This window comes from Pseudomonas sp. LBUM1646, from assembly GCF_059716165.1.
Genome location: NZ_CP166810.1, coordinates 6,677,561 through 6,697,983 on the forward strand (window position 1 = coordinate 6,677,561; position 20,423 = coordinate 6,697,983).

The window sequence follows — 20,423 nt, forward strand, 5'->3', positions numbered from 1 at the left end:
TTTGCATTAGAGAACGGGTACGGGTTGCTCCCGTAACGCCGTCAGCAAAGCCGTGGCACTGGCGCCACGACAATCCACAATTGTTTGAGCCCCGGCGGCACGTGCCAGCTCGGCGACCCTTGGGCTTGGAACAAACAACGGCAACTGCGCCAACCGTGGCCAGGCATCACCGGCCAACTGATGCAGATGCTCGAAACCCTGTCCACTGCTGACCACCAGCCCGTTCAAGCGTTCCGCCTGGATCCGGTCTGACAGCGCAGCCGTCGCATAAACCGGCAACCCGCGACGGTATAACTCCAGATACTCGACACTAGCACCAAGCTCGCGCAAACGCTCAGCCAGCAACTCGCGGCCACCCTCCCCGCGCATGATCAACACACGCGGATCAGGCCGGGCGATAGCCTCGCGCAACAGCGCAAGCTCAAGCAAGGCTTCGCTGTCATCGCCATCGACCGGGAAGTTCACATCGAGCCCGAAGTCCTCGAGGATTTGTGCCGTCGCGGCGCCCACGCTGAACCATTTCAGGTGCGGTGGTTGCGGCCAATGCCGCTTGACCAGATCGATGCCGATTCTGGCCGCCGGTTTGCTGACCACAATCACCGCGCAGTAGCGATCCAGATCCCGAATCACTTCGCGCATTGTGTCAGAGGTGGCAATCGGCTCGATTTCCAAAAGCGGCAGGCAGCTGCTGAAAATCCCGCGCTCGGCCAACGCGCTGCTCAGCGCCGCCGACTCATCCGCGGGGCGCGTCAGCAGCAGACGCCAGCCGGTCACTCGTGACCTGCCTCGCCGTAGACTGCTTTCAGAATGTCACCGGCACCCTGATTCAGCAGGTCTTCGGCCACCTGCACGCCCAGGGATTCGGCGTCACCGCGCGGCGCACGGGCCTCGGCATTGAGCAGCAGACCACCGCTCGGATCACCTACCAAGCCGCGCAACCAGATCTGATCGCCTTCAAGCACGGCGTAGCAGGCGATCGGCACCTGGCAGCCGCCATTCAGATGTTTGTTGAGGGCACGTTCGGCGGTGACGCGGGTGGCGGTGTCCTGGTGATGCAGCGGTGCCAGCAAGGCGTGGATTTCGCTGTCGACGCTGCGACATTCAATCCCGACCGCGCCCTGGCCACCCGCCGGCAGGCTGTCGTCGACGCTGATGGCCGAGGTGATGCGGTCTTCGAAACCGAGGCGAATCAAACCCGCCGCGGCGAGGATGATGGCGTCGTATTCGCCGGCATCGAGCTTGGCCAGGCGCGTATTGACGTTGCCGCGCAGGAAGCGGATTTCCAGATCCGGGCGGCGAGTCAGCAGCTGGGCCTGGCGGCGCAGGCTGGACGTGCCGACGATGCTGCCTTGCGGCAACTCATCCAGGCTGACGTAGGTGTTGGAAACGAAGGCATCGCGCGGGTCTTCGCGCTCGCAGATGCAGAACAGACCGAGGCCTTCCGGGAAGTCCATCGGCACGTCTTTCATCGAGTGCACGGCGATGTCGGCTTCGTTTTCCAGTAGCGCGGTTTCCAGTTCCTTGACGAACAGGCCCTTGCCGCCGATTTTCGACAGTGGCGAGTCGAGCAGCTTGTCGCCGCGACTGACCATGGGCACCAGCGTCACCAACAGGCCCGGATGGGCCTCTTCAAGGCGAGCTTTGACGTATTCGGCCTGCCAGAGGGCCAGCGCACTTTTACGGGTGGCGATGCGGATTTCGCGAGAGGACATGGATCAATCCGTACTGAATAGATACGGCGGATAATAACAGCTCAGCCAAATCCACTTTGACTTGTATCAGAAACTGCATGGCCTCCCTGGCCTTCAATGTCCGGAATCGGGTGTGGAGTCCGCCTGTGATCGGCGGATTAAAGCTGTTGCATCATTTTGCGCACGCCGGCCACGTGACGACGACTGACAATCAGCGCATCACCGTTGAGGCCTTTGAGGAACAGCTGGAAATGCCCCAGCGGTGTGCGTTGCAAGCGTTCGATACGTTCGCGGGCAACCAGGGCGTTGCGGTGGATACGCACGAAACGGTCGCCGAATTCGTCTTCAAGGGCCTTGAGCGGTTCGTCCAGCAGCACTTCGCCGCCTTCGTGGCGCAAGGTTACGTACTTGTGATCCGCAATAAAGTAGACCACCTGACCCAACGGGATCAGTTCAATGCCTTTGCGGGTACGGGCACTGATGTGGCTGCGCGGGCCGCTGCCGGTTTCGGCAGCCGGGCGTGTCAGGGCGGCGAGCTGGACCCGATTGGGCCGCTCGGCCTTCTTCAAGGCCTCGAGCAACAACTCGGTTCGCACCGGCTTGACCAGAAAACCCACGCCGCTGACCTGCAAGGCCTCGGCGGCGAATTCATCCGGCCCACTGCAAAACACCACGGCCGGCGGCGCTTCACGCTCGCACAATCGCGCAGCCACTTGCAGGCCATCGAGGCCCGGCATGCGGATATCGAGCAGCACGATATCCGGCTTGTGGCTGTCGATCAGCGCCAACGCCTCTTCGCCGTTCGTGGCACCGGGCTCCATGACACTGTATCCCTCGAGTTCGCCGACCATTCGGCTCAGGCGCTCGCGGGCTAGGGGTTCGTCATCAACGATCAGGACATTCATATTGCGCTGGATTCCTGCGTGAGTCTCGCACAAGGATAGCGTAGACAGGTGAAGTGACATCCGTCACCGCGATCCACGCTAAGACTGGCGCGAGGGCCAAAAAGTGCCGCGAGACCGGCGGCTAAATTTTCATCTGCCGGGCGATTGGCGGCCCGGGCCCGCGTTGGCGAGGCATCGCCGTAGGGTTTGCTGATACACAATACGAACACCCCCTCTTCTTATAGTCAGCCGCAGCGTAGAGAAGTGCGCTGTTCCTAATGTCCAACTGTAGACGGTTGCCGGCGCGATATTGCTCAAATGAAAAATATCGTTGCGCAATTACTTCTGACGATGCCCCGAGTATGGGCCTGCGTATGAGAAAAAAACGTATCGACCAGTGTCAGCGACAGGATTGGCAACCCTGTTATTATCCGCCACAGCGTTCAACGCCAACTTTCTTCAAGCCGATACGAGCGAATTCATGAGCACTGACAAGACCAATCAGTCCTGGGGCGGCCGCTTCAGTGAACCCGTCGACGCCTTCGTCGCCCGCTTCACCGCCTCCGTCACTTTCGACCAGCGCCTGTATCGCCACGACATCATGGGATCGATCGCCCACGCCACCATGCTGGCCAAGGTCGGCGTGCTGACCGATGCCGAGCGCGACAGCATCACCGATGGCCTGAAGACCATCCAGGGTGAAATCGAGGCCGGCCAGTTCGACTGGCGCATCGACCTCGAAGACGTGCACATGAACATCGAGGCGCGCCTGACTGACCGCATCGGCGTGACCGGTAAAAAGCTGCACACCGGCCGCAGCCGTAACGACCAGGTGGCCACCGACATCCGCCTGTGGCTGCGTGACGAGATCGACCTGATCCTGGCGGAAATCACCCGCCTGCAAAAAGGTTTGCTGGAGCAGGCCGAGCGTGAGGCTGGCAGCATCATGCCGGGCTTCACCCACCTGCAAACCGCGCAGCCGGTGACTTTCGGGCACCACATGCTGGCCTGGTTCGAAATGCTCAGCCGCGACTACGAGCGTTTGGTGGACTGCCGCAAGCGCACCAACCGCATGCCACTGGGCAGCGCGGCACTGGCGGGCACCACTTACCCGATCGACCGTGAGTTCACCGCAGAGCTGCTGGGCTTCGATGCCGTTGGCGGTAACTCGCTGGACAACGTCTCCGATCGTGACTTCGCTATCGAATTCTGCTCGGCCGCAAGCATCGCGATGATGCACTTGTCGCGTTTCTCCGAAGAGCTGGTGCTGTGGACCAGCGCGCAATTCCAGTTCATCGATCTGCCGGACCGCTTCTGCACCGGCAGCTCGATCATGCCGCAAAAGAAAAACCCGGACGTGCCGGAACTGGTTCGCGGCAAGACTGGCCGCGTATTCGGCGCACTGATGGGGCTGCTGACCCTGATGAAAGGCCAGCCATTGGCCTACAACAAGGACAACCAGGAAGATAAAGAGCCGCTGTTCGACGCCGCCGATACTCTGCGCGACTCGCTGCGAGCCTTTGCCGACATGATCCCGGCGATCAAACCCAAGCACGCGATGATGCGCGAAGCGGCGCTGCGCGGTTTCTCCACCGCCACCGACCTGGCGGACTACCTGGTACGCCGTGGCCTGCCCTTCCGTGACTGCCACGAAATCGTTGGTCACGCGGTGAAGTACGGCGTGGAAAGCGGCAAGGACCTGGCGGAAATGAGCCTGGAAGAGCTGCGCAAATTCAGCGACCAGATCGATCAGGACGTGTTTGCCGTGCTGACCCTGGAAGGCTCGGTGAATGCCCGTGACCATATCGGCGGGACTGCGCCGGCGCAGGTCAAGAAAGCCGTGGCGCGCGGCCAAGCGTTGCTCGCCAGCCGCTAAACCGCGAAAAGCTTCGCGGGCAAGCCTCGCTTCTACAAGGTTGCGCTGTACCTGTAGGGGCGAGGCTTGCCCGCGAAGGCATTCTTGAAAACGCTACAAAACCTACTTCTTGGACGCGACCATCGCCAAAAACGCTGGCATCGCCGCATCCTTGTCCTTCGCAATCCGCTGCACATGCGGGTTCTGCTCCAGGCGCTCCAGCAGCGCCTTGGCCGCCGGCATCTCAGCCAACAGATCGATCCCGAACAGCTTCTGCCCGACCGCACACGCCAGCGGCACGCTGTAGAGGAAATACAAATCGGCAATGCTCAGGCTGTCACCCGCCACGTACGGGGCAAACTTGCCGTGCCTGCCCAGCGAGGCAAAGCCCAGCAGCAACTCAGCCTTGGCCTTCTCCTTAATGGCGTCCGGCACGGGTGAGCCGAAGAAGGCTTCGCCATAACAGGCGCGTCCCGGCAGCTCGATGTACAGCTCGATTTCCTTGGCCAGCGCCAGGACCTGCGAGCGCTCGAACGGATCGCTCGACAGCAGCGGTGTGCCTGTCTGGCTTTGTTCCAGGTACTCGAGGATCACGCTGGTTTCGTTGACGAAACCCTGGTCGACGCCCAACACCGGCACCTTGCCGCGCGGACTGATGGCCAGTGCTTCAGGGCTCGGCCCTGGGTAAAACAGCACTTCTTCGAACGGCAATCCCTTCTCCAGCAGCGCCAGTTTCACCATGTTGTAGTAGTTGCTGACGGAAAATCCATAAAGCTTGAGCATCACAAAGCCTCCAGGCCGTGCGGGGTGGGCAGTGCCTGTTTATAGAACGCCCAGGCATTTCTTGCCAGCAGCATCACAGCGCTGAATGCAGGTAAACTGCCCGCCTTAACTTGAGGAGCCTGCCATGAGCGAGCCAACGGATATCGAGATCGACGAAGAAGAGTTCGCCGAGAACACCCTGATTGAAGCAATTGAAAACCAGATCGAAAGCGACAACCCGCCGGCCGCCAAGGCAACCTTCAACAAGCTGACCCTGGTGGGTTACGAGCGCGAAGAAATCCTCAACCTGATGGCCCACGTGCTGGCCGTGGAAATCGACGCAATCCTCGAAGAAGACCGCGCGTTCAATACCGAATGGTATGAAACTGCGTTGCGCGCATTGCCAGAGTTGCCGCCGGAAAAGAAATAAGCCTGAGCGTTGTCGGCGGGGCTTTTATGGCGAGGGGCTTGCCCTGTTGGGTCGCGAAGCGGCCCCAAAGGCTTAGCGACTGCTACGCAGCCGAACGGGGGCAAGCCCCCTCGCCACACATAAACCCTGCCATCCCCACAACATCCTGCCCCGCACACAATTTGTCACCGATCATTCCTGCCTTTCCCCTGCCCCTGTCTACACTGGAAACACCCCGCCATCGCACCACCCGCCGGGGAACGGATCCCAAGGCGAAAAAACCCTGCTGCCAGCACTGGACATGCCGCACGAGTGGGCTCACCTTAGGGGCGCTGTCGTCCAATTCCTAGAAAGTCTGGAGTCCTTATGTCGCTTACCCCTGAGTTGGTTGCCGAACTGGAAATCCTCGCCCTCTTCAACCTGGACAGTTCCCAGGAAGGTTTGAAAATTCATCAGACCGCTGCCCCGAAAGCCATTGCCGCCGCCCAACGCCTGTACGAAAAAGACCTGATCGACCAGCCCGATGGCGGTTACCTGACCAGCCTGGGTCGTGACGCTGCGCAAAATATACAAACCGTTCTGACCATTCTGAGCGTTCAGGAAACAGCCTAAACGTCACTGCATCGCCCACGGAAACCCCTGCTACGGGATTTCCGCGGGCAGTCTGTCGCCTCGCGATAGAAATCTGGCGCCAAAAAAACAAATTCAGCTTAAAAGTCCCGGGGCCGAGGCGCTAAACTGCCCCACATCCGCAGACCCCTACGTCCGAGCTTCGCGAGCCGGTTTGAGCTGACATGACCCGCACCCATGAAATCCGCCCCGATCTGGACGAGGGAATCGACCGCAAGGTTCTGAGCCAGCTGCGCGCACGTTTTCTGAAACTCAATGAAGGCCGCATGGCCCGCGCCATGGAAGGGTTGTCGACACGCCAACAAACGGTGTTGACCCTGCTGCCGCTGTTTTTCCACGTCAATCATCCACTGTTGCCGGGTTACGTGTCCGGCAGCACGCCGGCCGGGCTGTCGAATTACGAGCCCGACAACACGACCCTCGCCGAAGCCCAGCGCCTGACCCGTTCGTTTTCCTACAAGCCGCGCCACGGCAGCAATCCACCGCGACCGATTCATGGCCTGTTTCTGATGGGCAGCCTCGGCACCCTCGCCCAAGCCGATCAGAGCGACATGGACGTGTGGGTGTGCCACGGCCCGGACTTGAGCGAAAGCGAACTCACCGAGCTGCGCAAAAAATGCCAGTTGCTCGAAACTTGGGCCGCCAGCCAGGGCGCCGAGGCGCATTTTTTCCTGATCGACCCGACCCGTTTCATGCACGGTGAGCGCGATACGCAACTGAGTTCGGAAGACTGCGGCACCACCCAACACTATCTGCTGCTGGACGAGTTCTATCGCACCGCGATCTGGCTGGCCGGGCGCACCCCGATATGGTGGCTGGTGCCGGTCTACGAAGAGGCGGGTTACCACCAGTACACCCACACACTGCTTTCCAAGCGCTTCATTCGTGCCGACGAAACCCTGGACCTGGGGCATCTGGCGCACATTCCGCCGGGAGAGTTCATCGGCGCCGGGCTCTGGCAGTTGTTCAAGGGCATCGAATCGCCCTACAAATCGGTGCTCAAGCTACTGCTGATCGAGGTCTACGCCAGCGAACACCCCAAGGTCCATTGCCTGAGCCTGCGTTTCAAACAGGCCGTATTCGCCAATCAGCTGGACCTCGATGAGCTGGACCCGTACATCGTGGTCTACCGGCGCATCGAGGAATACCTCAGCGCCCGTGGCGAGCCGGAACGGCTGGAGCTGGTGCGCCGCGCGCTGTACCTGAAGGTCAATCGCAAGCTCACCGGCAGCAGCCGCACCGCGAGTTGGCAGCGCTCGCTGCTGGAGCGCCTGGCCAGCGAATGGCACTGGGATCAACGGCAACTGGCGCTGCTCGACAGCCGCAGCCAGTGGAAAGTCCGCCAGGTCAGCGCCGAACGCCGGGCGTTGGTCAACGAGCTGAATTACAGCTATCGATTCCTGACCCAGTTCGCCCGCACCGAGCAAACCGTCAGCCTGATCAACAAGCGCGACCTCAATGTGCTCGGCCGGCGACTGTATGCGGCGTTCGAGCGCAAGGCCGACAAGGTCGAATTCATCAATCCGGGCATCGCCCCGGACCTGGCCGAAGACACCCTCACGCTGGTGCAGGCGCCGAACAAAAAAGAACCCGGGCAAACCCAATGGGGTTTGTACAACGGCAGCCTGACCGCCCACGAGTGGGAGCATTTCGCGCCGATCAAGCGCAGCCGCCAATTGCTGGAATTGCTGACCTGGTGCCATCGCAACGGCGTAATCGACAGCAGCACGCGCCTGGCCTTGCACCCTGGCACCAGCGATTTGAGCGAATTCGAACTGTTCAACCTGCTCGGCAGCCTGCAGCAAACCATCGCCCTGCCCCTGGCCACCGTCGCCGAAGATGCCCTGCTGCGCCCCAGCGTTCCCGGCGAGGTACTGATCCTGGTGAACGTTGGCGTCGATCCGCTCAAGCACCATCGCGACCTGAACATCCTGATGACTACCGAGCGCACCGACTCCCTGAGCTATGCCGGGGTGCGGGAAAACCTGGTGCTGACCCTGGACCAGGTCACGCTCAATAGCTGGAACGAAGTGCTGGTCAGCCGCTATGACGGGCCTCATGCGCTGCTCGACTGCTTGCGCGACTACCTCAACAACCTGCCCAAAGGACCGCAACAGCCGCGCTTGCGGGTCCGTTGCTTCTGCCACAACCGCGCGCAATTCATTGCGCGGCGGGTCGAAGAAATCCTCGATACCGCGCAAAACCTGCTGTTGAGCAAACTCAATCATCGCTATCTGATACAGGTCCAGCAGCATTACCACGTGCTGGAACTGGTGCCCGGCCAGGTCAATCACGTCGCCCTCGCCACCCTGCCGGCGCTGTTCGACTACCTGGGCGAAGAACTGGCGAGCTACAGCCCGCTGCACCTGGACCCGATGGCCCTAGAAGAACAGGACCTCGCGCTGCTGTTGCCGATGGGCCAGCCCGAGTGCATCCAGGTGTTCTACCGGATCACCGAACAGCAGGCCGATCTGTATGTGCTGGATGAATTCAACGCATTGTGGATGCAACGCCTGCCGTATCACGACGAGCAAAGCCTGCTGGTGCCGCTGCAACGTTTCCTGCAATCGATTCAATATCGCCGGGACGCCTTGCTGCCGATGGACGCTGCCCAGCCGTTGAGCCTTGAGACTTTGTATTACCAGCTATTGCCGTCCGGCCCCGGCCGCGCACGTCGGGTCGAAGCGCGGCCGGCGCCGCAAACGCCGGTCAACAAGCCGTTCTACGACGTCCAGGCGATCATCGGCAAAGCCGCACCGGGGCAGGTGCAAGTCACGTTGTATTGCAATCAGCGGGAGTTTTCAGAACTGGAGTATGGCGATCAGCTGTTTACCGTGGTCGCCCGGGAAATCGTCGAGCAGCGCCGCGAGACTGAGCGCTACCGCTGCTACATCACCGACCTGGACCTGTCGGGCCTGCTCGGTGATGGGCAGAGTTCCAGCAACTTGTATCTGCGCTACAAGGCTGACCTGGAGCGCGCACTGAACGAAGCGCTCGAGCAGGTCTGAGGCGTTATTCCGGAAAGGCGCCGCCATTGGCCGGTTGCGATTCCACTTCCAGCAGCGTCAGTTTCAGGGTCTTGCCGCCCGGTGCCGGCCAGTCGATGTGCTGACCGACTTTCAGGCCGAGCAAGGCGCTGCCCACTGGCGCCAGAATGGAAATCTTGCCTTCGTCGGCCTTGGCATCCTTGGGATAAACCAGCGTCAGGTGATAGTCCTTGCCGCTGATTTCTTCGCGGCAATGCACGCGCGAATTCATGGTCACGACATCAGCGGGCACTTCATCGTGACCGACCAGTGTATCGGCGCGATCCAGTTCGGTTTGCAGCGCGATAACGCCCGGCAGCGTGTCATCCAGGCTTTCGATCAGGCGCTCCAGACGTTGTACGTCCAGACGAGTAAGGGTGATGGAAGGTACGGTCATGATCCGGGCAGACTCCTTTCTTCTGCACAAAAAAAGCAAAACCCCGCCAGAAAAAGGCGGGGTTTTCACGAGCCTCGATGGGTTGAGGCGTTTCTGGACACTATCACAGCTCAATAAATATACAAGCCGGCACCGGACGGCCAACACCATCCCCTCTGCAACCGACACATACCTGTGTAGGAGCTGCCGAAGGCTGCGATCTTTTGATCTTTTAGGTGTTGCGCCGAAGGAAGATCAAAAGATCGCAGCCTTCGGCAGCTCCTACGGGTGGGAATGGCGTACAGCCGAGAGAAAGGGTCAACCGTTATGTTTGCGGTCGGCAGCCTGGGCACAGATAATCCGGCGCCGCTCATCATCCGCTGAGCGCCACTCGCGGATGTCTTCGACATGGCGAAAACACCCCAGGCAGACCTTCAGTTCATCCAGCCGGCACACCCCGCTGCACGGCGAAGGCACCGCCGGGCTGACATTGCTGTAGAGCGGCTTGGGCGGACGAACCGGTGCAGGCTGAGTCACGATCTCACAGGCCTTCGAAGTCGAATTCGGCGCCGGCCTGCTGCATGACGATGCGCTCGAGCATTTCGCCCAGCTGCTCTTCGCTCTTGTCGCACATCCAGCGTTCGCTCTCTTCGTCATAGTCGAAGTGGAACCCACCGGACACCGCCGCCAACCACAACTGGCGCAACGGCTCCTGGCGGCTGAAGATCAACTGGCTGCCGTTTTCGAACTTGACGGTGAGCACACCGGCCGAGCTCTCCAGATCGATATCCAGGTCACTCTCGTCGAAAATATCCTCCAGCGATTGCTGGGTGGCATCGACCAGGTCGTGGAAACGGGCTTCGGTCAAACTCATTGCAGGAACCTCAAAAAGTGTCTGTTCACGCTCAAGCGCCGCAAGATACGGGCGAGCCCCGGTGATTGCAAAGGATAACGACCAAGCGCCCGGTAGCGTTATGAAATATCGACGCAAGACGCAGGACAAGTTACTGCGCTTCAATCCAAGGCCCGCCGGACGGGAGCCGCGTTACATAGGCAAGCTGCCGGGTGGCCGGTATACTCCGGCGCAATTAACGCATTTTCAAGGATTTCGCCATGAAGCGCCTGATCTCTTCCCTTGCTGCGCTCGTCGCGGTTGCCTGTCTTGTGTCGGCCTGCGGTCAAAAAGGCCCGCTGTATCTGCCTGACGACTCCCAGGACCCAGCCGAGCAGGCCCAGTCCTCGCAAAAGCAGCCGTCCAAAGCACACAAGCACGACGTCTACCAATAATAAGGGAACGCCATGGACGCTTTTAATTACCGTGACGGTGAGCTGTTCGCGGAAGGCGTGGCCCTGTCCGCCATCGCCGAACGCTTCGGCACGCCGACCTACGTCTACTCGCGCGCCCACATCGAAGCCCAGTACCTGGCCTATGCCGATGCCCTGGCCGGCGTGCCGCACCTGGTGTGCTTTGCGGTCAAGGCCAACTCCAACCTCGGTGTACTGAATGTCCTGGCCCGTCTCGGCGCCGGTTTTGACATCGTTTCCCGTGGCGAACTGGAACGCGTACTGGCCGCTGGCGGCAGCCCCGACAAGATCGTGTTCTCCGGTGTCGGCAAGACCCGTGAAGACATGCGTCGCGCCTTGGAAGTCGGCGTGCATTGCTTCAACGTCGAATCCACCGATGAGCTGGAACGCCTGCAAGTGGTCGCCGCCGAGCTGGGTGTTCGCGCGCCGATCTCGCTGCGCGTGAACCCGGACGTCGATGCCGGCACCCACCCGTACATTTCCACCGGCCTTAAAGAGAACAAGTTCGGCATCGCCATCGCCGACGCCGAAGACGTGTACATCCGCGCCGCACAACTGCCTAACCTGGAAGTGCTCGGCGTCGATTGCCACATCGGCTCGCAACTGACCAGCCTGCCACCGTTCCTCGATGCGCTCGATCGCCTGCTGGGCTTGATCGATCGTCTGGGCGAATGCGGCATTTACCTGCGTCATATCGACCTCGGTGGCGGCGTCGGCGTGCGTTATCGCGATGAAGAGCCGCCGCTGGTGGCCGACTACATCAAAGCCGTGCGCGAGCGCTGCGAAGGTCGCGAGTTGGCCCTGGTGTTCGAACCGGGCCGCTACATCGTCGCCAACGCCGGCGTGCTGCTGACCCAGGTCGAGTACCTCAAGCACACTGAACACAAAGACTTCGCCATCGTCGATGCGGCCATGAACGACCTGATCCGCCCGGCGCTGTACCAGGCCTGGATGGACGTCACCGCCGTGCGCCCGCGCGATACAGCGGCTCGCGCCTACGACATCGTCGGGCCGATCTGCGAAACCGGCGACTTCCTGGCCAAGGAGCGTGAACTGGCCCTGGAAGAAGGCGATTTGCTGGCCGTGCATTCGGCCGGTGCCTACGGGTTTGTCATGAGTTCCAACTACAACACCCGCGGCCGTACCGCCGAAGTGTTGGTGGACGGTGATCAGGCATTTGAAGTGCGTCGCCGTGAGACGGTAGCCGAGTTGTTTGCTGGCGAAAGCCTGCTGCCGGAGTAAAACCATGCTGCTGCGTTTTACCAAGATGCACGGCCTGGGCAATGACTTCATGGTCCTCGACCTGGTCAGCCAGCACGCGCACATCCTGCCCAAGCATGCCAAGCAATGGGGCGACCGGCACACCGGTATCGGTTTCGACCAGTTGCTGATCGTCGAAGCGCCGAGCAACCCGGACGTGGATTTCCGATATCGGATTTTCAACTCCGACGGTTCTGAAGTGGAACAGTGCGGCAACGGTGCGCGCTGCTTCGCCCGCTTCGTGCTCGACAAGCGCCTGACCGCCAAGCGGCAGATTCGCGTCGAGACCAAAAGCGGCATCATCGAGCTGGATATTCGCAGCGACGGACAGATCAGCGTCGACATGGGCGCACCGCGCCTGGTGCCGGCCGACATCCCGTTCGAAGCCGAAGGTCAGGCCTTGAGCTATCAGCTTGAAGTCGACGGCAACACGGTGGAACTGGCGGCAGTGTCCATGGGCAACCCCCATGCCGTGCTGCGGGTCAACGACATCAATAACGCACCGGTGCATGAACTGGGGCCGAAAATCGAACACCATCCGCGCTTTCCGTCGCGGGTCAATGTCGGTTTTCTCCAGGTCATCGACCGCAACCGTGCGCAGTTGCGCGTCTGGGAACGCGGGGCCGGGGAAACCCAGGCTTGCGGCACCGGCGCCTGTGCTGCCGCAGTGGCCGCGATCAGCCAGGGGTGGATGGATTCGCCGCTATTGATCGACCTGCCCGGCGGGCGTCTGTCCATTGAATGGGCAGGCCCTGGCCAACCGGTCTTGATGACCGGCCCGGCAGTACGCGTATATGAAGGACAAGTGCGTCTTTGAGAGAGCCAAATCCATGAAAGATAAGCCTCAGGTTCCCGCCCTACAGCCCGACGAATCCCCTTCCGAAAGCCTTGAGGCGGCGGCGATTGCCGCGTACCTGGAGGCTCATCCGGATTTCTTCATCGAGCACGAAGAGCTGCTTCCGGCCCTGCGTATTCCCCACCAGCGCGGCGACACCATCTCGCTGGTGGAACGGCAGATGACCATCCTGCGCGACCGCAACATTGAGCTGCGTCATCGTCTTTCGCACCTGATGGACGTGGCCCGCGACAACGACCGTCTCTTCGAAAAAACCCGCCGCCTGATTCTCGCGCTGATGGATGCCACCAGCCTCGAAGATGTGGTGATCGGCGTCGAAGACAGCCTGCGCCAGGATTTCCAGGTGCCCTTCGTCAGCCTGATTTTGCTGGGTGACAACCCGATGCCGGTGGGCCGATGGGCTACCCACGCCGAAGCGCAAGTGGCCATCGGCGGCCTGCTCTCGGAAGACAAAAGCGTCAGCGGCAGCCTGCGCGAGCACGAACTGGACTTCCTGTTCGGCGAAGAACAACGCAAGCAGATCGGCTCCACCGCCGTCGTCGCCATCAGCCATCAAGGCATCCACGGCGTCCTGGCCATCGCCAGTCGCGATCCGCAGCACTACAAAAGCTCGGTCGGTACGCTGTTCCTGAGCTACATCGCCGAAGTCATGGGCCGCGTGCTGCCACGGGTCAATAACTCCCTGCGCTCGGTACGCTGACCGTGGAACGACAACTGGACGCTTACTGCGAACACCTGCGCAGTGAGCGGCAGGTGTCGCCGCACACACTGTACGCCTACCGCCGCGACCTCGACAAAGTACTGGGGTGGTGCGTTAAACAGAACATCGACAGCTGGGCCGCGCTGGATATCCAGCGCCTGCGCAGCCTGATCGCACGCCTGCATTCCCAGGGGCAATCGTCCCGCAGTCTGGCGCGGCTGCTGTCGGCGGTGCGCGGGCTTTATCACTATCTGAATCGCGAAGGCCTGTGCGATCACGATCCGGCCAACGGCCTGGCGCCGCCCAAGGGCGAACGCCGCTTGCCGAAAACCCTCGACACCGACCGCGCGTTGCAGTTGCTGGAAGGTGCGGTCGAGGATGACTTTTTGGCACGTCGAGACCAGGCGATTCTGGAGTTGTTCTATTCCTCGGGCTTGCGCCTCTCAGAGCTGACCGGGCTCAATCTCGATCAACTCGACTTGGCGGACGGCATGGTCCAGGTACTCGGCAAGGGCAGCAAGACACGCCTGTTGCCGGTGGGCAAAAAGGCTCGCGAAGCACTGGAGCTGTGGCTGCCATTGCGCGCCATGACCAACCCATCGGACGACGCGGTGTTTGTCAGCCAACAAGGCCGGCGCCTCGGCCCCCGGGCGATTCAAGTGCGGGTCAAAGCCGCAGGCGAACGCGAACTGGGGCAAAACCTGCACCCGCACATGCTGCGGCACTCCTTCGCCAGCCACTTGCTCGAGTCCTCGCAAGACCTGCGCGCGGTGCAGGAACTGCTCGGCCACTCGGACATCAAGACCACCCAGATCTATACCCACCTGGACTTCCAGCACCTGGCGACGGTCTACGACAACGCCCATCCACGGGCCAAACGCATCAAAGGCGATGAGTCATGAGAATCCAGTTGATCACCTTCGACCTCGACGACACCCTGTGGGACACCGCCCCGGTGATCGTCAGCGCCGAAGCCATGTTGCGTGAATGGCTGACCGAACACGCGCCGAAGCTGGGCGCGGTGCCGGTGGAGCATTTGTGGACCATTCGTGAGCGGGTATTGAGCAACGAACCCGCCCTGAAGCACCGCATTAGCGCCCTGCGGCGGCGGGTTCTTTTTCATGCGCTGGAAGATGCTGGTTACGATCACGAACAGGCTTCGGACTTGGCAGATCAAAGCTTCGAAGTGTTTTTGCACGCCCGGCATCAACTGCAAATCTTCCCGGAAGTGCAGCCGACCCTGGAGACCCTGGCCAACCATTACGCCCTCGGCGTGGTCACCAATGGCAACGCCGACGTGCGTCGCCTGGGGTTGGCGGATTACTTCAAGTTTGCACTGTGCGCCGAAGACATTGGCATCGCCAAGCCTGATGCGCGGCTGTTTCATGAGGCGTTGCAGCGTGGTGGTGCGACAGCCGAGACGGCGGTGCACATTGGCGATCATCCAGGCGATGACATTGCTGGCGCCCAACAGGCAGGGTTGCGCGCGATCTGGTTTAACCCGACGGGCAAGGCCTGGGAAGCGGATCGCTTGCCGGATGCGGAGATTCGCAGCCTGACCGATTTGCCGGCGTTGCTCGCGCGCTGGAATTCAGTTTAGTTTTGCGGTGCTTTTGAAAAGATCGCAGCCTTCGGCAGCTCCTACATTGCATGGCGTACACCTGTAGGAGCTGCCGAAGGCTGCGATCTTTTGATTTTGTTGCACCCATGAAAAAGCCCGCAGCGACGGCGGGCTTTTTCAGCAAGCAAGACAGTAGCAGGCGCTTAGATAGGCCGGCTGCCGTACTTGTTGTCAGGTTTCTTGGGCGGATCGGCGACCACATTGGCCTCCACTTCCTGCACCTTGCCACCTTTGGCCAGGAACTCTTCCATGGCCTTGGCCAGGGCGTCGCGCTCCTTGTTTTTGGCTTCGACGCTCGGCAGCTCATCGACTGACACAGCAGCCTTGGCCTTGCCTTTGGCGGTCGGAGCCGGCGTTTCACCGCCGTCGTCGTCAGCAACGTCTTCCGCTGCTGCCTCCAGGCCTTCTTCGGCCTCGTCTTCGTCGCCTACTTCGAGGTCGTCGTTTTCCAGATCATCGTCGCTCATGTTCTACCTCATGACTTGCGAAAAGCAGATTAGTTATAGCCCAGCTTCGCCATCTGTCGAAGGCCGCCGGAAAAAATTCTACAACCGCTGGTAATCAGTGGTTTATGCCCCTTCACCGTGCACGGTGGCGAGGACTTTACGGGCACCGCCAAAATCACGGTGCTCGCCCAGATAAACGCCTTGCCAGGTCCCCAACGCCAGTCGGCCTGCCGAAATCGGCAAACTGAGCTGACAGCCAAGCACGCTGGCCTTGAAGTGCGCCGGGAGGTCGTCCAGGCCTTCGTCGTTATGCTCATAGCCGTCTGTTCCTTGTGGGATCAGACGATTGAAAAATCGTTCGAAGTCGCGACGTACCGCCGGATCGGCGTTTTCGTTGATGGTCAACGACGCCGAGGTATGCTGCAGCCACAAATGCAACAGACCGACCCGGCACGCCTTGAGTTCAGGCAGGCCGGCGAGTAACTCGTCCGTTACCAGATGAAAGCCCCGGGGCCTTGCCCGCAGGGTAATCAGAGTCTGTTGCCACATACAGTTCTCCGCACGTTCGGGGCGCATTCTAGCGCGCTCTGGGAAAAAACAAAGGCCCTAATATTCCTGCATTGCTGTAAGTTTTTCGCCCCAGAAAAACGCTCGCCGTAAACACGACATAAGCCGTAGGAAAAAACCTTTCAGCTACCTCTTAAATGACAAATCACGGACAAAAAAATGCCCGGCAAGCCGGGCAAGTTTTTTTCTGCGTGTCTTACAAGTTGTAGCCGCGTTCGTTGTGTTGTGCCAGATCGAGGCCGACCGCTTCTTCTTCCTCGGTGACACGCAGACCCATGACAGCGTCCAGGACCTTGAGAATGATGAAGGTGACGATCGCGGTGTAGATCACCGTGAAGCCCACGCCTTTGGTTTGAATCCAGACTTGTGCGGCGATGTCGGTGACGGTGCCGAAGCCACCCAGGGACGGTGCAGCGAACACACCGGTCAGGATCGCGCCGAGGATACCGCCGATACCGTGCACACCGAAGGCGTCCAGGGAGTCGTCATAGCCGAGTTTGCGTTTCAGGGTGGTGGCGCAGAAGAAGCACACCACGCCAGCCGCCAGGCCGATGACCAGCGCGCCCATCGGGCCCACGGTGCCAGCGGCCGGGGTGATTGCCACCAGACCGGCGACCACACCCGAAGCGATACCCAGTGCACTTGGTTTGCCGTGGGTGATCCACTCCGCGAACATCCAGCCCAGTGCAGCGGCGGCGGTTGCGATCTGGGTCACCAGCATTGCCATACCGGCGGTGCCGTTGGCCGCAGCGGCGGAACCGGCGTTGAAGCCGAACCAACCGACCCACAACATGGCCGCGCCCATCAGGGTGTAACCGAGGTTATGCGGTGCCATCGGGGTGGTCGGAAAGCCTTTGCGCTTGCCCAGTACCAGGCAGCAGATCAGACCGGCCACACCGGCGTTGATGTGCACCACGGTGCCGCCAGCGAAGTCGAGCACGCCCCAGTCCCACAACAGGCCGCCGTTACCGGACCAGACCATGTGCGCAATCGGTGCGTAAACCAGGGTGAACCAGATGCCCATGAAGATCAGCATCGCGGAGAACTTCATCCGCTCGGCGAAGGCACCGACGATCAGCGCCGGGGTGATGATGGCGAAGGTCATCTGGAAGGTCACGAACACCGCTTCAGGAAACAACGCCGCCGGACCGGTGATGCTGGCTGGCGTGATGCCGGCGAGGAACGCCTTGCCCATGCCGCCGAAGAACGAGTTGAAGTTGACGACGCCCTGTTCCATACCGGTGGTGTCGAACGCAACGCTGTAGCCATAAATGACCCACAGGATGCTGATCAGACCGGTAATGGCGAAGCACTGCATCATCACGGAAAGAATGTTTTTGGAACGAACCATGCCGCCGTAGAACAGCGCAAGGCCCGGAATGGTCATGAACAGCACGAGGGCTGTCGAGGTCAACATCCAGGCGGTGTCGCCGGAATTGAGGACTGGGGCCGCCACTTCGTCTGCCGCCATAGCCAGGCTGGGCATTACGAGGGACAACAGGGCTCCTAGCCCTGCGAATTTACGCAGAGTCATATTGTTTTCTCCTGGGGCGTTGGGTTTGTGGCGGCTTAGATTGCGTCGGTATCGGTTTCGCCGGTACGGATGCGAATCGCCTGTTCCAGATTGACCACGAAGATCTTGCCGTCACCGATCTTGCCGGTGTTGGCTGCCTTGGTTATCGCCTCGATAACCCGGTCAAGATCCTTGTCGTCAATGGCGACATCAATCTTCACCTTGGGCAGAAAATCGACCACGTACTCCGCGCCGCGATACAGCTCGGTGTGACCCTTCTGCCGACCGAAGCCTTTGACCTCAGTAACGGTAATGCCCTGCACGCCGATCTCGGACAACGACTCGCGTACATCGTCCAGTTTGAACGGCTTGATGATGGCAGTGACTAGCTTCATGAAAACTCTCTCCCGAATTGGTGGACTTGCCCCAGGAAAACAAACCCGTCTCAAGTCTAAGCGCAGTGCCTGGCTTTGTAACGCATCGTCGGCCCAACCTGCCCGTCCGACGCCAGCTAACCACTCCGTGCGAAACTTCCCCGTTTCACGTGGCGCACTGCATTCGTCACAGCGACTGCATCAGTGCATGGGTCAAGGGTGACTAAGCAGAAAGCTTGCCATCTCGCCAAAACCCACTGAATTCAACCCTTTGGCCGCTGCTGCAAGCCACTTCCCACACATGCTGGCGCCGTTACGCACAACAACAGTGCGTTGCCGTCCGTCCGCCTGCGCGAAAAGCGTGCATCCCTGCCTGCGGGATTGACTATAGACACTGCGTGATACACTGCCCGCCATTGTTTCCAGGACTTTCCCCATGCTCGCACCCAAAGACTTCCTCGACGCCCTGAGCGGCACCGCCTCCCGCCTCTTCAGCGGCGAAAACCCGCTGCCGAAAAGCGAAATCGAAAGCCAGTTCAAGGCTTTGTTGCAGAGCGGCTTCAGCAAGCTGGATCTGGTGAGCCGGGAAGAGTTTGATAGTCAGATGGTTGTGCTGGCGCGGACCCGGGCACGGCTGGAGAGTCTTGAATCGAAGGTGGCGGAGCTTGAAGCGAAGCTCAATCCGCCTGCCGAATCCGAGTAACTGAATGATCGTTCCCACGCTCTGCGTGGGAATGCCGCCAGGGACGCTCCGCGTTCCGCTTTGGGATGTGACGCAGAGCGTCACGGGATGCATGCCCACGCAGAGCGTGGGAACGATCATTCATCCTCCGCCCCGCCACCATCTCGGCAATGTCCTACAAAGATCACACCGCCGTCCGATAGCGCCGCGAAGCCCAGGTTCCTAAGCTCATCCCAGCTGAATATTCAGCACTGGGTTTGGCGACCTGGATAGCATCTAAACGCATCGCGACCACGTTCGAATCAGGGAATTATTCCCATCTCGAATTATGGCGGCTGTGCGTGGGAGACCTTCGGGTCTGCCGGTTTCCGGATGCACCGGTTCGCCAACCCGCGCATAGCTGCCACCCTTTTCGTTTGGCGACGATCAGAGGCAGTTTCCTTAATTCGCATCCGGGAGCTGCACCATGAATGAAAACTATCTAATCCCCCACGTCTTCACCCGCCACAAACTCCACCTTCACGCGCTTTTGATCGAAAACCAGACTTGGTTCAGCGCCCGAGACCTGGGTCGTCTGCTTCGCCTTTTCCTCGACGAACGCGCTGTCCGAAAACTCGACCCCGATCAACATCAAACCGCGCAAGTCGTCATCCACGGCACTATCGAAAACACCCTGCTGATCAGCGAATCCGGCGTCTACGCCCTGCTCGTCTACCACTACTGCCCCGAATACCGAGGCCTGCGCGAATGGCTGACCCACGACGTAGTGCCAGCCCTGAGAGACGCGCAACACCCCACCTCAACCGAACGCCCGATGCTGAGCCTGCTGAACTGGCCCGAGATGTCGTTGAGTTTGCTGCACTGGAATAACCAACCGTGGATTCGGTTGCAGGATGTTCCGCAGATGCTGGCGGATAGTGAACGGTCGCAGACTGTGGTCAATGCATCGTGGTGGAAGCGTGCTTCGCGGATATTGCAATCGCTTTAAGTATTTAAAGTCCTACCACGTTCGATTTCGGCTTCCCGCAAATCGTAAGTCGCTTGCAGGTTCAGCCAGAACTCGGGCGTGGTATTCAGGCAGCGAGATAACTTGCCCGCTAGATCGGCACTGACACAACGCTGGTACATGACGATTTCGTTTACCGTTTCCAAACACTCGTCCAACGAATGGGCGAACGCTGATTCTGAAATGCCTAACGGCTCAAGAAACTCCTCCTTGAGGATTTCGCCGGGATGAATCGGCCGCATTCCATTACTGTTCATTTTTCCTTCCGAAGGCAGCGATCAAATGACGATCATAAGCAGCCCTGCCAGCCAGACAAGATCGCTCACACCCTTTCGCCGGAGTCCTTCATTAATCCAGGCAACGTCCTACAACAACCTCATCCCGCGACTGATTACGTCGCAAATCCCTACTCCCTTACGCTTCACCCATCAGAAAGACACTCGCAACATCCTGCGAAGAT

General features: G+C 60.2%; 24 protein-coding genes. 12 read left to right on the forward strand and 12 right to left on the reverse strand.

Annotated elements, in window-relative coordinates:
• Nucleotides 1-6: 6 nt before the first annotated feature.
• The 3 genes from ACA071_RS30510 to ACA071_RS30520 form a co-directional block, all read right to left on the reverse strand.
• Nucleotides 7-774 carry a uroporphyrinogen-III synthase gene (locus ACA071_RS30510; RefSeq protein WP_497642401.1) on the reverse strand — a complete coding sequence of 256 codons (768 nt, stop codon included), beginning with the start codon at nt 772-774 and terminating at the stop codon, nt 7-9.
• A complete protein-coding gene (gene hemC / locus ACA071_RS30515) occupies nt 771-1,712 on the reverse strand; it encodes a hydroxymethylbilane synthase (RefSeq protein ID WP_497642402.1) in 942 nt (313 codons plus the stop codon). Before hemC ends, ACA071_RS30510 begins: the two co-directional genes overlap by 4 nt.
• Before the next feature lie 137 nt (nt 1,713-1,849).
• Nucleotides 1,850-2,596 carry a LytR/AlgR family response regulator transcription factor gene (locus ACA071_RS30520; RefSeq protein WP_497642403.1) on the reverse strand — a complete coding sequence of 249 codons (747 nt, stop codon included), beginning with the start codon at nt 2,594-2,596 and terminating at the stop codon, nt 1,850-1,852.
• A 460-nt stretch (nt 2,597-3,056) separates the two neighbouring features.
• On the opposite strand from ACA071_RS30520, the gene argH reads away from it, so the two are divergent.
• A complete protein-coding gene (gene argH / locus ACA071_RS30525) occupies nt 3,057-4,451 on the forward strand; it encodes an argininosuccinate lyase (protein WP_497642404.1) in 1,395 nt (464 codons plus the stop codon).
• A gap of 102 nt (nt 4,452-4,553) precedes the next feature.
• Here the strand turns inward: argH and ACA071_RS30530 are convergent, their stop codons facing one another.
• Nucleotides 4,554-5,213: a glutathione S-transferase family protein gene (locus ACA071_RS30530; protein ID WP_497642405.1), complete on the reverse strand. Its 660-nt coding sequence runs from the start codon at nt 5,211-5,213 to the stop codon at nt 4,554-4,556.
• Nucleotides 5,214-5,337: 124 nt separating this feature from the next.
• Between ACA071_RS30530 and ACA071_RS30535 the strand changes: the two genes are divergently transcribed.
• From ACA071_RS30535 to ACA071_RS30545, 3 genes are all read left to right on the forward strand, one after another.
• Entirely contained in the window at nt 5,338-5,622 is a 285-nt protein-coding gene (locus ACA071_RS30535) for a hypothetical protein (RefSeq protein WP_007894899.1), read from the forward strand.
• Nucleotides 5,623-5,967: 345 nt separating this feature from the next.
• The gene (locus ACA071_RS30540) at nt 5,968-6,213 is read left to right on the forward strand and encodes a TIGR02647 family protein (protein ID WP_150748704.1); all 246 of its coding nucleotides are present in this window, start codon (nt 5,968-5,970) and stop codon (nt 6,211-6,213) included.
• Between the two features lie 182 nt (nt 6,214-6,395).
• A complete protein-coding gene (locus ACA071_RS30545) occupies nt 6,396-9,239 on the forward strand; it encodes a class I adenylate cyclase (RefSeq protein WP_497642406.1) in 2,844 nt (947 codons plus the stop codon).
• A 4-nt stretch (nt 9,240-9,243) separates the two neighbouring features.
• Here ACA071_RS30545 and rnk read toward each other — a convergent pair whose 3' ends face one another.
• The 3 genes from rnk to cyaY all read right to left on the reverse strand — a co-directional run bounded on the left by rnk (nt 9,244) and on the right by cyaY (nt 10,507).
• Nucleotides 9,244-9,654 carry a nucleoside diphosphate kinase regulator gene (gene rnk / locus ACA071_RS30550; RefSeq protein ID WP_497642407.1) on the reverse strand — a complete coding sequence of 137 codons (411 nt, stop codon included), beginning with the start codon at nt 9,652-9,654 and terminating at the stop codon, nt 9,244-9,246.
• 297 nt (nt 9,655-9,951) lie between these two features.
• Nucleotides 9,952-10,170: a DUF1289 domain-containing protein gene (locus ACA071_RS30555; RefSeq protein ID WP_497642408.1), complete on the reverse strand. Its 219-nt coding sequence runs from the start codon at nt 10,168-10,170 to the stop codon at nt 9,952-9,954.
• 4 nt (nt 10,171-10,174) lie between these two features.
• The gene (gene cyaY / locus ACA071_RS30560; protein WP_497642409.1) at nt 10,175-10,507 is read right to left on the reverse strand and encodes an iron donor protein CyaY; all 333 of its coding nucleotides are present in this window, start codon (nt 10,505-10,507) and stop codon (nt 10,175-10,177) included.
• Nucleotides 10,508-10,746: 239 nt separating this feature from the next.
• Between cyaY and lptM the strand changes: the two genes are divergently transcribed.
• From lptM to ACA071_RS30590, 6 genes are read left to right on the forward strand one after another with little or no spacing between them, the layout of a single operon-like run.
• A complete protein-coding gene (gene lptM / locus ACA071_RS30565) occupies nt 10,747-10,920 on the forward strand; it encodes an LPS translocon maturation chaperone LptM (RefSeq protein ID WP_010465096.1) in 174 nt (57 codons plus the stop codon).
• A 12-nt stretch (nt 10,921-10,932) separates the two neighbouring features.
• A complete protein-coding gene (gene lysA, locus ACA071_RS30570; RefSeq protein WP_149660184.1) occupies nt 10,933-12,180 on the forward strand; it encodes a diaminopimelate decarboxylase in 1,248 nt (415 codons plus the stop codon).
• A gap of 4 nt (nt 12,181-12,184) precedes the next feature.
• A complete protein-coding gene (gene dapF, locus ACA071_RS30575) occupies nt 12,185-13,015 on the forward strand; it encodes a diaminopimelate epimerase (RefSeq protein WP_497642410.1) in 831 nt (276 codons plus the stop codon).
• 13 nt (nt 13,016-13,028) lie between these two features.
• Nucleotides 13,029-13,754, forward strand: coding sequence for a DUF484 family protein (locus tag ACA071_RS30580; protein ID WP_497642411.1), 726 nt, complete (start codon nt 13,029-13,031; stop codon nt 13,752-13,754).
• A gap of 2 nt (nt 13,755-13,756) precedes the next feature.
• On the forward strand, nt 13,757-14,656 hold the full coding sequence (gene xerC, locus ACA071_RS30585) for a tyrosine recombinase XerC (protein WP_497642412.1): 900 nt from the start codon (nt 13,757-13,759) through the stop codon (nt 14,654-14,656).
• Nucleotides 14,653-15,354 carry an HAD family hydrolase gene (locus tag ACA071_RS30590; RefSeq protein ID WP_497642413.1) on the forward strand — a complete coding sequence of 234 codons (702 nt, stop codon included), beginning with the start codon at nt 14,653-14,655 and terminating at the stop codon, nt 15,352-15,354. Before xerC ends, ACA071_RS30590 begins: the two co-directional genes overlap by 4 nt.
• 164 nt (nt 15,355-15,518) lie before the next feature.
• Here the strand turns inward: ACA071_RS30590 and sutA are convergent, their stop codons facing one another.
• The 4 genes from sutA to glnK all read right to left on the reverse strand — a co-directional run bounded on the left by sutA (nt 15,519) and on the right by glnK (nt 18,296).
• Nucleotides 15,519-15,842, reverse strand: a complete 324-nt coding sequence (gene sutA / locus ACA071_RS30595) for a dormancy-specific transcriptional regulator SutA (RefSeq protein WP_054048518.1) — start codon at nt 15,840-15,842, stop codon at nt 15,519-15,521.
• Nucleotides 15,843-15,944: 102 nt separating this feature from the next.
• Complete coding sequence (locus ACA071_RS30600; RefSeq protein ID WP_033060691.1) at nt 15,945-16,370, reverse strand: secondary thiamine-phosphate synthase enzyme YjbQ; 426 nt, start codon at nt 16,368-16,370, stop codon at nt 15,945-15,947.
• 214 nt (nt 16,371-16,584) lie between these two features.
• Entirely contained in the window at nt 16,585-17,922 is a 1,338-nt protein-coding gene (locus ACA071_RS30605) for an ammonium transporter (RefSeq protein WP_497642414.1), read from the reverse strand.
• Between the two features lie 35 nt (nt 17,923-17,957).
• Nucleotides 17,958-18,296, reverse strand: coding sequence for a P-II family nitrogen regulator (gene glnK / locus ACA071_RS30610; RefSeq protein WP_002555808.1), 339 nt, complete (start codon nt 18,294-18,296; stop codon nt 17,958-17,960).
• A 415-nt stretch (nt 18,297-18,711) separates the two neighbouring features.
• On the opposite strand from glnK, the gene ACA071_RS30615 reads away from it, so the two are divergent.
• Nucleotides 18,712-18,978 carry an accessory factor UbiK family protein gene (locus ACA071_RS30615; RefSeq protein ID WP_497642415.1) on the forward strand — a complete coding sequence of 89 codons (267 nt, stop codon included), beginning with the start codon at nt 18,712-18,714 and terminating at the stop codon, nt 18,976-18,978.
• A gap of 445 nt (nt 18,979-19,423) precedes the next feature.
• Nucleotides 19,424-19,945 carry a BRO-N domain-containing protein gene (locus tag ACA071_RS30620; RefSeq protein WP_497642416.1) on the forward strand — a complete coding sequence of 174 codons (522 nt, stop codon included), beginning with the start codon at nt 19,424-19,426 and terminating at the stop codon, nt 19,943-19,945.
• Here ACA071_RS30620 and ACA071_RS30625 read toward each other — a convergent pair.
• Nucleotides 19,942-20,220, reverse strand: a complete 279-nt coding sequence (locus ACA071_RS30625; RefSeq protein WP_497642417.1) for a HigA family addiction module antitoxin — start codon at nt 20,218-20,220, stop codon at nt 19,942-19,944. The genes ACA071_RS30620 and ACA071_RS30625 overlap by 4 nt on opposite strands.
• Between the last annotated feature and the right edge of the window lie 203 nt (nt 20,221-20,423).

Bases quoted from the DNA above. Each gene is read 5' to 3' on its own strand.
- hemC (WP_497642402.1), bottom strand. From the start codon at position 1,712: ATGTCCTCTCGCGAAATCCGCATCGCCACCCGTAAAAGTGCGCTGGCC.
- ACA071_RS30520 (WP_497642403.1), bottom strand. From the start codon at position 2,596: ATGAATGTCCTGATCGTTGATGACGAACCCCTAGCCCGCGAGCGCCTG.
- argH (WP_497642404.1), top strand. From the start codon at position 3,057: ATGAGCACTGACAAGACCAATCAGTCCTGGGGCGGCCGCTTCAGTGAA.
- ACA071_RS30530 (WP_497642405.1), bottom strand. From the start codon at position 5,213: ATGCTCAAGCTTTATGGATTTTCCGTCAGCAACTACTACAACATGGTG.
- ACA071_RS30535 (WP_007894899.1), top strand. From the start codon at position 5,338: ATGAGCGAGCCAACGGATATCGAGATCGACGAAGAAGAGTTCGCCGAG.
- ACA071_RS30540 (WP_150748704.1), top strand. From the start codon at position 5,968: ATGTCGCTTACCCCTGAGTTGGTTGCCGAACTGGAAATCCTCGCCCTC.
- ACA071_RS30545 (WP_497642406.1), top strand. From the start codon at position 6,396: ATGACCCGCACCCATGAAATCCGCCCCGATCTGGACGAGGGAATCGAC.
- rnk (WP_497642407.1), bottom strand. From the start codon at position 9,654: ATGACCGTACCTTCCATCACCCTTACTCGTCTGGACGTACAACGTCTG.
- cyaY (WP_497642409.1), bottom strand. From the start codon at position 10,507: ATGAGTTTGACCGAAGCCCGTTTCCACGACCTGGTCGATGCCACCCAG.
- lptM (WP_010465096.1), top strand. From the start codon at position 10,747: ATGAAGCGCCTGATCTCTTCCCTTGCTGCGCTCGTCGCGGTTGCCTGT.
- lysA (WP_149660184.1), top strand. From the start codon at position 10,933: ATGGACGCTTTTAATTACCGTGACGGTGAGCTGTTCGCGGAAGGCGTG.
- dapF (WP_497642410.1), top strand. From the start codon at position 12,185: ATGCTGCTGCGTTTTACCAAGATGCACGGCCTGGGCAATGACTTCATG.
- ACA071_RS30580 (WP_497642411.1), top strand. From the start codon at position 13,029: ATGAAAGATAAGCCTCAGGTTCCCGCCCTACAGCCCGACGAATCCCCT.
- ACA071_RS30590 (WP_497642413.1), top strand. From the start codon at position 14,653: ATGAGAATCCAGTTGATCACCTTCGACCTCGACGACACCCTGTGGGAC.
- sutA (WP_054048518.1), bottom strand. From the start codon at position 15,842: ATGAGCGACGATGATCTGGAAAACGACGACCTCGAAGTAGGCGACGAA.
- ACA071_RS30600 (WP_033060691.1), bottom strand. From the start codon at position 16,370: ATGTGGCAACAGACTCTGATTACCCTGCGGGCAAGGCCCCGGGGCTTT.
- ACA071_RS30605 (WP_497642414.1), bottom strand. From the start codon at position 17,922: ATGACTCTGCGTAAATTCGCAGGGCTAGGAGCCCTGTTGTCCCTCGTA.
- glnK (WP_002555808.1), bottom strand. From the start codon at position 18,296: ATGAAGCTAGTCACTGCCATCATCAAGCCGTTCAAACTGGACGATGTA.
- ACA071_RS30615 (WP_497642415.1), top strand. From the start codon at position 18,712: ATGCTCGCACCCAAAGACTTCCTCGACGCCCTGAGCGGCACCGCCTCC.
- ACA071_RS30620 (WP_497642416.1), top strand. From the start codon at position 19,424: ATGAATGAAAACTATCTAATCCCCCACGTCTTCACCCGCCACAAACTC.
- ACA071_RS30625 (WP_497642417.1), bottom strand. From the start codon at position 20,220: ATGAACAGTAATGGAATGCGGCCGATTCATCCCGGCGAAATCCTCAAG.